The 12,002-nt window shown below is 48.2% G+C and carries 10 protein-coding genes; 6 read left to right on the top strand and 4 right to left on the bottom strand.

The genetic code is table 11. The features are described 5' to 3' along the window. Nucleotides 1-31: 31 nt before the first annotated feature. Both ACTRXH_RS04175 and ACTRXH_RS04180 read right to left on the bottom strand, forming a co-directional pair. Nucleotides 32-1,084: a C45 family autoproteolytic acyltransferase/hydolase gene (locus ACTRXH_RS04175; RefSeq protein WP_474263431.1), complete on the bottom strand. Its 1,053-nt coding sequence runs from the start codon at nt 1,082-1,084 to the stop codon at nt 32-34. 137 nt (nt 1,085-1,221) lie between these two features. Next, complete coding sequence (locus ACTRXH_RS04180) at nt 1,222-1,656, bottom strand: hypothetical protein (RefSeq protein ID WP_474263433.1); 435 nt, start codon at nt 1,654-1,656, stop codon at nt 1,222-1,224. Between the two features lie 281 nt (nt 1,657-1,937). Here ACTRXH_RS04180 and ACTRXH_RS04185 point away from each other — a divergent pair, with 281 nt between their 5' ends. From ACTRXH_RS04185 to ACTRXH_RS04210, 6 genes are all read left to right on the top strand, one after another. Continuing rightward, nucleotides 1,938-2,255 (top strand): CHY zinc finger protein, encoded by a 318-nt coding sequence (locus ACTRXH_RS04185; RefSeq protein WP_474263435.1) that lies wholly within the window; start codon nt 1,938-1,940, stop codon nt 2,253-2,255. 157 nt (nt 2,256-2,412) lie between these two features. Further along, nucleotides 2,413-4,161 carry a gamma-glutamyltransferase gene (locus tag ACTRXH_RS04190; protein WP_474280718.1) on the top strand — a complete coding sequence of 583 codons (1,749 nt, stop codon included), beginning with the start codon at nt 2,413-2,415 and terminating at the stop codon, nt 4,159-4,161. Between the two features lie 13 nt (nt 4,162-4,174). After that, nucleotides 4,175-4,345, top strand: coding sequence for a hypothetical protein (locus tag ACTRXH_RS04195; protein WP_462866930.1), 171 nt, complete (start codon nt 4,175-4,177; stop codon nt 4,343-4,345). A gap of 185 nt (nt 4,346-4,530) precedes the next feature. Further along, nucleotides 4,531-5,730, top strand: a complete 1,200-nt coding sequence (gene pgsB, locus ACTRXH_RS04200) for a poly-gamma-glutamate synthase PgsB (protein WP_474263441.1) — start codon at nt 4,531-4,533, stop codon at nt 5,728-5,730. A 2-nt stretch (nt 5,731-5,732) separates the two neighbouring features. Next, entirely contained in the window at nt 5,733-6,182 is a 450-nt protein-coding gene (gene pgsC, locus ACTRXH_RS04205; RefSeq protein WP_022792185.1) for a poly-gamma-glutamate biosynthesis protein PgsC, read from the top strand. Between the two features lie 12 nt (nt 6,183-6,194). Further along, a complete protein-coding gene (locus tag ACTRXH_RS04210) occupies nt 6,195-7,400 on the top strand; it encodes a CapA family protein (RefSeq protein ID WP_474263443.1) in 1,206 nt (401 codons plus the stop codon). A gap of 123 nt (nt 7,401-7,523) precedes the next feature. Here ACTRXH_RS04210 and ACTRXH_RS04215 read toward each other — a convergent pair whose 3' ends face one another. Both ACTRXH_RS04215 and ACTRXH_RS04220 read right to left on the bottom strand, forming a co-directional pair. Continuing rightward, nucleotides 7,524-10,820: an AAA family ATPase gene (locus ACTRXH_RS04215; protein ID WP_474280720.1), complete on the bottom strand. Its 3,297-nt coding sequence runs from the start codon at nt 10,818-10,820 to the stop codon at nt 7,524-7,526. A gap of 1 nt (nt 10,821) precedes the next feature. Further along, a complete protein-coding gene (locus tag ACTRXH_RS04220; protein ID WP_474263447.1) occupies nt 10,822-11,979 on the bottom strand; it encodes a metallophosphoesterase family protein in 1,158 nt (385 codons plus the stop codon). Nucleotides 11,980-12,002 lie beyond the last annotated feature (23 nt).

The following is a 12,002-nucleotide window of genomic DNA, read 5'->3' on the forward strand; positions in this document are numbered from 1 at the left end:
CCTTACTTTTTTCAGATTCGCCGTGGCTTATTTACCATTCGAAGGAAAAAGGCATGTCCGTATCCACAGCCCCCCGGATCTTCGTGATACGCAGCGGCTCTTCGTTCAGCCATCCCGCAAACGGCAGAAGCACCGGATACCGGTTTCCGCCGATTCCAACGTATATCTTTTTTTCCGCGGGAATGTACTGGGCTGTATGAATAGTGCCGGACCAATGCTCGTAGTCATTCGAATAAATGGAGTCGGTATCATGATTAAAGCGGGCGAATGCGCTGTAAGCTGTTTCATGCTCCCAGTCAATGGAGCGGATGCGGGCTTCACGTTCCCGGGAATTGCCCATCAAGTGGCGATTTTCCTCCTGCATGGACGGCACGTTAAAATGATTGGTGCACGCTACTTCCCCTCCAGGACGCACAGCTGTACCCCGGGGAGACGCTTCCACTACTGCGCTCTCTCCGGAGGCATCCATCATGGAGTAGTTGAACGAGTGCCGGTGCGGAAGCTCCTGCAGAAGCCGTACCGCCTCTCCTGTAGTGCGGCACGTTTCAAGTACAATCCTGAGCAGGTTGGAGCAGACAATTCCGGGTTTTGGCTTAATGCGGTGGACGAAATGATACCCGATAGAAAGACCGTATTCATTCATTGCATCCGATCGGCCGATAATCCGCTGGGCAAACCCCGCTGTAGCTGGTCCATTGACTGGCTTTGTGAACAAAAACCGCCCTTCATACGTACTCGGCAGGTAGTCATAATTTCGAATGTACATGCCGTTTGCCATTAGTCCGCTGCAGCCGGAGCGCACCTTCGATGCCTGATAACCGCTGAACTCATGGAGCACATCATGAAACGACCATTCGAGCCCTTCGGCCAGCCCCTTTAATTCTTCCCATAAACCGGGTACATACAGCTGATAAAGTTTTTTTACGTCTTCCACCGGCACCTCAAATTTTGCGAGTGAACGCTTCAAACGTTCATTATAATGGTAGCGAACAAGCGGTGTATGTTTTAAGTAGCGGCCCTGCTGATAACCGATGTCTGCGTAGGTTCCTTTGTATGCTTTTACGTCAACATGAATATTTTTCATCGATCTTGTGGGCTCCTTTGTCCTGCTTTTCTGTTCGCTTTTAAGTATAGAAAAAACAGACCCAATTATCGAATCATATGCACATCAGCATAAAAAAACGCCCAAAATGCGGGCGTTTAAAAGAAATTTTTAAATTTTTACAGGCAGGACCAGCGTCGTACGTCACTGATAAGTTCAAGGGTTTCGCTGTCGCGGAAGGAAGTCTGCTCTAGCGTTTCTTTAAACAGATAGATGACAATTGTATGGCGGTCCCGGTTGTCAATCATTTCTACGCCGGTTTTCCCTTCGTTACCGTGCACAATATCGAGATCCAGGCGTTTACTTACATCTTCAATGGAAGTTCTTCCTTTAGGAATATCAAGTACCACTTTCAGGAAGTTTTCCCTATCATCATTAATCATGCCCCAGCGTTTTCCGAACCAGGCCCGGCAGCCGGTCATACTTACTAACGTATATCCATACGGAGGAGTTGGGACAAGTTTTGTACTGGCCCATCCTCTTAATTCCATCGCATTTGACAATTCTTTCGCCTTTTCCTGAACGAATGTCATTTGATTTTCCTGTACTTCCATTTTATAGCCTCCTTAAAATCTCGTTTCACCGTTTGGTTCGCCTACCACTCCCCACGATATACATTCGTCCATGTGTGTAAATAAATATATCATAATCGAAAGCGATTGTCGATAAAATGAAAGAAAATTCAAACAATGTTCTTTGATGCATTCAATTGAGAATGCTTTTATTTATACCTTATTTTCATACTTTTAAAACATCTCGTAAAAATCGTACTTTTACTGTTAGAATACGATAGAGAGTGTTAATATAAGGAGATGAGTTTTTGAGCTGTTCAAAGGTGAAAGTTCGAGGCGTTTCTTTAGATGAAGAAACAAGATGCGCCCATTATCATACATCTGTCGATATTGTTGCCATGAAGTTTTACTGCTGCGGCCGCTGGTACAGCTGCCACGCCTGCCATGAAGAAAGTGAGAGCCACCCCATTAAACCATGGCCCTCTTCATTGTTTGCCGAAGAGGCAGTTTTGTGCGGAAGGTGCCGGCACACTATGAGCGTGTCTGCTTATCTTCATGCTGATCATCGATGCCCGAATTGTCAGGCGGCATTCAACCCAGGATGCCAGCGCCATGCTTCCATCTATTTTTCGCTGTCATAGGGCTGAGAAATTTTTGAAAACCATTAGGTCTTCCTAACCTTTCTTTTCAGTATAAATGCCTTTATTATAGATTAGTCGTCAATAGATGAGACGCTGGCGGAGTCAAATGACGTTCAAAAACTACTTAGATCATCCAGAAAGGAGTTTGACCCGACCCGTGAATGCACAAAAAATAACGTACATACTTGCTGCGGTAGTCGTTGCAGGACTACTCATTTACGTAGGAGTAACAAATTTTGGAGGAAGCGACCAAAGCGGCTCCGGTTCAGAAGAAGAAAGCGCTCAAAACGATTCCAACTCCAGCTCAGGTGCTTCGAGTGACATAGCCTCCGGATCCGACTATGAAGGATACGGAGTCAGTACGGATAACGAACTCGCCACAGATGCCGGAATGGAAATCCTTGAACAGGGAGGAAACGCAGCGGATGCTGCAGTTGCTACCTCCTTCGCCCTAACGGTAACTGAACCATACGGTTCCGGCATTGGTGGCGGCGGTTCAGCTCTTGTGATGAATGGACCAAACGCCGACCCTTCAGTATATGATTACCGGGAGGAAGCTTCCACCACTAACCGGGCTTTGAACGCAGCAGTACCCGGCTTTGTCAAAGGCATGGCTGCTCTGCACGAAGACCAGGGAAGCGGTCAATTTACGCTCGCTGAATTGATGGAACCGGCTATTGATTATGCTGAGAATGGCTATGAGATTAATAGCTATCTTGCCAGCCGCATGTATTATGCTCAACCGAGGTTAAATCAACAAAACTCTCCTGACTTCTTCGATGAGAATGGAAATATTCTTACTGAAGGTGATACACTCGTCCAGGAAGAATACGCCCAGACGCTCCGCACGCTTCAGGAGCAGGGGCCGGAGAGCTTTTACAGTGCAGATGGAGCTATTTCTCAGCAGCTGACCACCGATTATTCACACATAACCCCGGAGAGCCTCGAACAGTATAATGTGCAGACGCCGGATGTGGCTCAGGGAACATTTGAAGGGCAAAACGTTTACAGCGCTCCTTCCCCTCTTTCCGGCGTGACTTTAATCCAAATGCTTGGCATGGGCGAGCGCCTGAATATCGGCGAAGCGCTGCAGGGTAATGAAGCGGATTATATTCACACGATGAGCGCCATTACACGGGAAGCTTATTATCAGCGACTTGAAAACTTAGGAGATCCGGCGTTTAATGAAACCACCACTGAGGAATACGTGAGTGAGGGTACAATCGACGATCTGGCACAAAATGTCCGGGAAGAGCGCCTTGATACCGAAGAACTTGAAACCGAGGTAGGGTACGAGTCTTCCGACGGACAAAATACCATCACCCACTCAAGTACCACCCACGTGAATGTGATGGATGAAGACGGAAACACAGTAGCTCTTACAAACACGCTTGGTAATTTCTTTGGCAGCGGACAGACGTCCGGCGGTATGTTTTTAAACAACCAGCTGAACAACTATAACGAAACGGAGTCTTCTCCGAACAATATCGAAGTTGGCAAGCGTCCGAGAAGCTTTATTGCTCCGACCATCATTCAGGACCCTGAGGAAGGTACAGTAATGGGTGTTGGGTCCCCGGGCGGATCACGAATCCCAGTAGTTATGGCAGAAGTTATCTTCCGCATGGAATACCTTGACCAGAGCTACGAGGAAGCTTTCGCAGCAAACCGTTCCTTTGTGGACGTTGTGGAAGGCCAGGCAACACTGGCAGTAGAAAATGGCGATCAGGCAGAAAATGCTGAACTTATTGAAGAAATCAATAACAAATACGGGGACCGCTACTTTATAGCCCCGGACAAAGGCCCTTCCTATTTCGGAAACGTCACGGCACTGATTAAAGATTACGACGATGAAGAGATGCAGGGTATCATTGACCAGCGCCGTGGAGGCTCTGCTCAGACTCAATAAAGGAGAAGTGAATGTGAACATTTTAAAGAAAATCGGCCCTTACCTCTTTTTGTTTGCTTTAGTACTGTTTATGTATTTCTTTAAGGTGGATGCTGAGTTGTCTACGACCGAAGAACTTGAAATCAACAACGCATTAAATACCCCGCCGGAAACAGAAACGCAAGAAAATACAAATACACAGTAACTATTTTCTTAAATTAGCGTCTTAGTAAAGGCATTGTTTGCAGGAGTGTCTCTTGAACACGAGAGACACTCTACGCTTGCAATGAGACGATTACTCTGGACAGAAGCGGGTATGGAATACTGTTGGTGTTATTTGACATTCAAAGGGAGACAATATTAGAGAGTACCAAGGAGGTAAAGCGTCGGATGTTATTATTATACGGTTCATGTATAGCGATCGCGGCAGTAGGCATTTTTGAACTGCGCCGGCACCAGAAAAGGGTCGAGCAGATTCCGCTCCGCGTTAATGTGAACGGCATTCGCGGCAAATCAACAGTAACCCGCCTGATTACGGGGATGCTGAGCGAGGCTGATTACAAAGTAGTTGGAAAAACGACAGGAACACAGGCACGGACAATTTACTGGGACCGAACGGAAAAGCCCATCGAGCGTTCACTCGAGGGGCCGAATATCCGGGAACAGAAAGAGATTTTGAAGCATGCTTCAAGTCTTGAATCCAATGCATTTGTCAGTGAATGCATGGCGATCAATCCGGATTATCAGCGCGTACTGCAGGAGAAATTCCTCCAGGCAAACGTCAGCGTTATTTTAAACGTATTCGAAGACCATATGGAAACTCTTGGCCCAACGCTGAAATACGTAGCAGAAGCATTCAGCTCCACGATTCCATACAATGGCAAACTTATTTTGTCCAACGGCCCTTACTTCCACTACTTCAGTGAAATAGCCGAAAAAAGAAATACAGAAGTGTATCTTGCCAATCCGGAGGAAATTCCGGACGGCTTTATCGACAAATTCGATTATATGCTTTTCCCCGAAAACATTGCTGCAGCCCTCGCTGTAGCTCGCGCGGTTGATATCGATAAGCGCACGGCTCTTTCCGGTATGCTTAATGCCAATCCGGATCCTGGTGCTCTTCGAATCGTTACTCTTGAAGACGGCAGCCGGGAACGTTCCCACTTCGTGAACGGCTTTGCGGCAAACGATGCCCGCTCCACACTTGAGATCTGGTCACGTGTGCGTTCGTCAAGCTACATGACCGACAACCCAATTATCATTATGAACTGTCGTGAAGACCGGGTAGACCGGACCGAAGAATTCACAAAGTATGTTCTGCCTTATTTACCGGCAGAGAAACTAATTCTTATCGGCGGAAGCGTGCGCCCAATCACCCAGGCTTTTGACCAGGGCGAACTGCCATTTAATTCCGTTATCAATTTGGAAGGCGAAGATGCAGATGCCATTTTAGCCCGGGTAAAACGGGAAGCTTCCCATTCACTTATTTTCGGAATTGGAAACATTCACGGTGCTGCTGAAGAATTTATGGAAAAACTTTATGATTCACCGGAAACACTCATTAGTAAAGTCGGCGAGGAGGCCATGTAACATTGTTTGGTACAGATCTTTATATCGCATTAGTCGTAGGAGTTATTATTAGTTTGATATACGCAGAAAAGACAGGAATTATGCCGGCCGGGCTGATTGCGCCCGGCTATTTGGCAATTGTTTTTGATCAGCCTGTTTTTCTGTTAACGATTTTTCTTATCAGTTTTCTAACGTATTTGATTGTTGCCCACGGATTGTCCCGTATTATGATTCTTTACGGACGCCGGAAATTTGCGGCCATGTTGTCTACAGGGATTGTATTAAAGCTAATCTTTGACTACTTTTACCCTATCCTGCCTTTTGAAATATACGAGTTTCGTGGTCTCGGAGTTATCGTACCGGGATTGATTGCAAACGCGATGCAGCGCCAGGGCGTCGTCCCTACCGTAGCAAGTACACTGGTTCTGACCGCTGCGACATTTGTAATCATCACGCTATACTATTTAATTTAGGGGTTCTTACATATGGCCAAGCGATTATTAAACTTCAAAGAAAAATATTTAGCCTATACCAAACGCCAGCGGCGGAAAGCTGGTAAACATGCTTTACTCGGCATTATCATTTGTTTGGTGGCAATGACCCTGATCCGTGTTGTAGAACCCTCTGCTGCTGAAAGCGAGTATGAGCAGGAGCAGGATACCATCTTTACTTCTGCTATGGTCGGCGACATGATGACCGGCCGCCACGTAGAGGAAGTCGCCGAGCAGGAAGGATACGAGTCACTCTTCCAATATGCAAAACCAACGCTCGAAGCTGCTGATTATACACTTGGTAATTTTGAAAACCCAATTGTAGATAATCCGGATGAAACCGAAGAAGCCGATAAGATTATTAACCTTTCTTCGAAATCAGGAGTAATTGAGGGAATGGAAGATGCCGGCTTTGACGCCGTTAATCTGGCGAACAATCATATGATGGATTACCAGTATGAAGGCTTGAATGAAACCCTGCAGGCATTTGAAAATTCCAGCATCGATATCGTTGGTGCCGGTACCAATGAGGATGAGGCCCACGGCTATACGTTGAGCACGCACAACGGCATGGATGTGGCAACTCTGGGCGTAAACGATATCACGTATGCGAACATGGAACAAGCTGGCCCAAATTCCCCGGGAATTTCCACCAGTCAGGATCCGAGTGCTTATATTGATGCTGTGCAGCAGGCTGATCAAGAGGCGGACCTGGTTATTGTGAACGTCCACTTCGGTCAGGAGTACGACAGTACGCCGACGACGCGTCAGCGTCAAATGACAGAAGCCATCGCTGATGCAGGTGCTGACGTTATTGTAGGAACTCACCCGCACGTGCTTCAGTCTGCGGAAGTATACAACGATACATTCATCATGCACTCCATTGGTAACTTCGTATTTGACCAGGGCTGGACAAGAACGAGAGACAGCGTTATCGCGAACTACTCTCTCGCCTCCGATGGTACAGCTCATCTCGAGATGCAGCCATTCCGGGTATTTGAAGCATCACCTCGTCCGGTCGAAAGCGCGTTCCATCGTGAGCGGATTTTCCGTCAGCTGACGAAGGATACACAAAACAAAGATGCCATTGTGGAAAACGGAGAACACCTCGTGTTTGAAGCTGATCACTCCAATGTAATTGACAGCATGGAGCAAAATGGTAATCAAGATAACAACCAGAACAGTACTCAAAATCAATAAAATGACGTTTTCGCACCTGCCGGTCTATACTGGCGGGTGTTTTTTATTGTGAATTTTAAAATCATTAAATTACAGTAAATGAAATTTTTTTCTTCTATAAAAAAGCCCCTGATTTCTCAGGGACTACATCGTTTCCATCATGATAGTCGATCCATCACCTCCAGGGCTTGCCGGAGTCACCATCAGCCGTTTTGGCACACGCTGTTGCATGTCCGGCACGTGGCTGATAACCCCAACCGATAAATATTCCCCGTGAAGGTTTTCCAGAGCCTCCATTACCGTATCGAGCAGATCCTGATCAAGCGTGCCAAATCCTTCATCCAAAAAGAAGAATTCCAGCGGATACTGCCCTTTCAGCTGAATGGATGTTGAGAGCGAAAGGGCAAGAGCAAGGGAGGTTAAAAAAGTTTCTCCTCCGGAGAGCGTGGAAACCGGACGGTACACTCCTCCGTTTGCATCATCACGAATAACGAAAGCATTCTGCTCGTTTACTTCAATTGCATAGCGACCTCTCGTTAAGGCATGCAGCCGCTGGGAGGCTTCTCTTGTCACCTGCATCAGCTGTTCTTCAGCCAGAAACTCGACAAATTTTCTTCCCTTCATAATTTGATCGAGATCTGCCAGCCGCTCTTTTTCTGCCTGTCTCTCGATCCGGTTTTGTTCAAGTTCCTGATAACGTTCTACTTTTCGTTCAATATCTTCAAGCTTTTCTTTGATGCCGCCGAGTGTTTCTTTGTAATTATCCCACTCATCCGAAGCTTCGTTGTACTGCTGCTCTATTTTATTAAATGCCTCTTCGTTCACCTGTTCGTTTTGAAGCTTTGCCTGCAGCCGCTTCTGTTCGTACCGCAATTCTTTTTGTTTCGTGTCAAACTCTTCTACCTGACGCTGCAGCTCTCTTTTTTGATCTTCCGATAACGAATAGGCAAGTACCTCTTCTGGAGAAACAGTTGAGCCTTTCTGCTGTTTTTGGCGGAGCCATTCGTCTTCGGCTGCTTTTCGTTTAACTTCAGATTTTTGCAGCGATTCAGCGCTTTCTTTGCTTGAGGCTTTCGTGCGCTCGTATGCTCTTTCAGCTTCTCTCTGCAGCTCCTGCAGCTTTTCTTTTTCTGATTTAAGCGCATCCTCCCGCTTGTCCACCGCGTCTTTCCATTCCTGCTTGGTCCTTCCCCCAAGCTGTTCATTCAGCTTCTGTTCCGCTTCCTGCCTGGCTTCTATAGTCTGCTTCCATTCTGACGAGGCAACGGCCTCCCGGCTTTTGACCTCATAAAATTGGCGTTCCCGGACAGCTCGTTCGTCCCTTTTTTCCCCCAGATATTTCTGGCCGTTATCAATGCGCTCCTGGATACCTTTAATGGTCTCCCTGCGCTCTTTCGCCCGTCTGTATTCCTCATCAAATTGGTCCAGGCGAAGAGGAGTGAATGTCTGTTCCCACTGGTTTTTTTTCTCCTGCCACTGGTTTTGGAGCTGTTCAAGCTTATTTCCCTGTTCTTTAACCTCTGCTTCCTGCTCGGAGACTTTCACGGAAAGCCGGTCTTTCCACCGGTTCCACTCTTCCCAGGAACGGTTCACTGCCTGCGTCTGCTCCTTTAGCCGGTCGATCGTCTTCATCTCTGCTTCCCAGCGGGCAAACGCGATGCTTTCCTCTGTCTCCTCCGGGTGATCCTCTTCTTTCTGCTCTTCTCTGTACAAAAGCGATGAAGCCACATGCTGGAGGCCAACTTTCGTATGCTCCCAGGTCGTTTTCCACTGACGCAATGCCTCGATTTCTTCTTCTGTATGCTCCTCTGCTTCTTCTTCCGGGCTGGCAGCCGGGGCCGGGTGCTCTAAAGCTCCGCATACCGGGCACGCTTCTCCGTCTTTTAGTTCTTCTGCCAACGCATGCAGCTGCCGCTTCTGTTCAGCCTGCTGCTTTTTTTCAAAACGCTTTAACTCCTGCTCAATAAGCCGGATATGCACGGCCGCCCGGCTATACCAGTAGTAGATATTATGCGCCGTCTCCTTCGTGCGTTTCTGAAGCGCCTGTTTTTCTTTTTCTGCCTCATTGGTTTCTTTAAATGTTTCCGCCAATTTTTCCTTAGCCGCAGCTTCCCCGGCAAGCTGTTCATTCAGCTGCTGATGAAGGGCATCCAGCCATTGCTTTTCCGACGAAGCCTCCCCCATATCCGGCAGGTGCTCTTCTTTCTGCCGGGCATCGGCATATTCCTGCTTGAGCTTTTCGAGCAGCTCACGCGCTTCCTTCTCTTTATTTTGCAGGTCGGTCACCTGAGCGGAGGCTTCCTCGTATAATCTGCGCTGTGTTTCGACCTCCTGAAGCTTTTGTTTCTCCAGTTCATTGTGCCGTTGATATTCAGCTTCAAGCGTTTCGATCTGCTCGAACCGGCGATGCCAATGCTGAAGCAGACCCTCTTCCTCTTCCCATCGTTTTTCGTTCTGCTCTGCTTTTTTTCCGGCTTCCTGTTTTTTGCGTTTTGCCTCTTCGTACGCCTTTTGTTTTTCTTCTAAGTCGCGTTCCTGCTCCCCGTGCTCCTGCCTTGATTTTTGAAGGCTGTCCGCGTAAGGATACAGCGCTTCATACATTTCGTTTTCTTTTAATGTATGCCGTTTTTGTTCAATTGTATGTCTCGTTTCTTCCCATTCCCGCATGGTAGCTTCCAAAAGCTTAAGCTCTTCGGTCCAGTGAAACTTCTGCCTCGCTTCTTCGTACTGTTTCCTTCGCTCCTCCACATGCTTCTGCTGCTTTTGAACAAGCTGAATCCAACGGGCATGCTCTTCCCGGGCTTTTTTTAGATCCTCCTTGGAAGCCGGGCCGAGTCCCTGCTGTTCTGCTTCGATGTTATGTACGTCCTGCTCGGCAGATGCTTTCCGGGATTTTACGGAGGCGATCAGCTGATTGCCGTACCGCTCGAGATGAAAAAGCCGCTCGAGCATTTTGCTTCGGTCGCTGCCTCCGAGATGGAGAAATTCGGCAAATTTCCCCTGAGGAAGTACGACCGCACGGGTAAAATCATCGAGGGTGAGGCCAAGAAGTTCTTCGATTTTCTGATTGACTGCTTTTGTTTTTTCTGCAAGCACTACCGGTTCCCCGGTCTGATCAGTCAATCGGCACAGCTTTCCTGCCATGGTCGCTTCCCCGGTGCGTTTATAGTGCCGCTCGATATGATACACCGACGGGCCGAGCGAAAACGTAAAGGAGACGCGAAGCTCGTTTTCTGACTGATTCATGATTCCTTCGGTTTTGGAAGCCCGCTCTACATTTCCGTATAAGGCTAACGTCATGGCATCGAGCAGCGATGATTTTCCGCTGCCGGTCGGACCGAAAATACCGAATACCCCGTTTTCACAAAGCGTTTTAAAATCTACCGTCTGTCTTTGTCGGAAGCTGTGCAGTCCTTGTATCTGCAGTTGTAATGGCTTCATTTTATCCGTCCTCTTGCTGAATAAGTTCTAAAAAGAGATTGGTCACCGACGGGTCAGGCACTGCTCCGCCGGACTGCTTTTCATAAAAGCGTTCAAACAGCTGATCGATGGGGATATGTTTTTTACTTTCCACAGGTTCAAGCTCCTGCCGCGAATACACCGGACGAATCGTCAGAAGGCCCGTATGCTTTGTCCGCAGGGCATGAATATCTTCAATGGACAGCTGGTTTTCCACGTACACGTCCACCTCTACCCATGCATTCCAGTCCCGCTTTTCCTCCACCCACTGCTGAAGCTCTGCGAGTCCGTTTCTTGCTTTCCATATGCTGAGCGGCTTACCCGCCGTTAAAGGAATAGTAGAAATACGGGCTTCCTTCTCGTGGTCGTTTGTGTCAATAATCGTCACCGACTTCTGCTGTCCTGCTTCAGAAAAGCTGTAGGCAAGCGGGGAACCGGAGTACCTCGCCGGCCCGCCTGCTCCGCGTACATCCTGGGGCCGGTGCATATGGCCGAGAGCCGTATAAACTGCGTGCTCGGGGAGGCTGTCGGCAGTCACAGTATACGCCCCGCCAACTTCAATCGGTCGTTCGGAATCACTGGCATCGCTTCCGGCGATAAACAGGTGACTCATCCCCACAAGCGTATCCCCCGCCTGCCGGGAAGATGCAAGCCGCTGAAAAATCTCCTGCACTTTTTGATTGTAGGCCTCGCGGAGATCTACTTCTGTTGCCTCCTGCATAAATGCCTGCTTCAGCCGCGATTCCGAAGGATATGGAAGCGTCTGCACGTACAGCCGTTCCTCTGAAAACGGGACAATCACCGGGTCGATGCCCGGATATCCGCGTAAATGAATGCCATGCTTTTGCAGAAGCGTCCGCGAGGCCGCCAGCCGTTCCGGATGATCATGATTACCGGCAATAACGATGACCGGAACCCGTCCATTACCACTCATCCTGGCCATTGCCTCGTAAAACATTTCCTCTGCAGCCGCAGGCGGATTGACGGAGTCAAACACATCCCCTGCCATCAGGACCGCATCAATATTTTCTTCTTCGATAATCTGAATGATTTCATCAAGTACTGCCTGCTGTTCTTCGAGCCGCGAACGCCCTTCAAGCGTCCGTCCTAAATGCCAGTCGGCGGTGTGCAGTAAGCGCATAAACTACTGCCTCCTTTCGTTCT

This window comes from Marinococcus sp. LNHM5E3-2.1 (genome assembly GCF_056034365.1).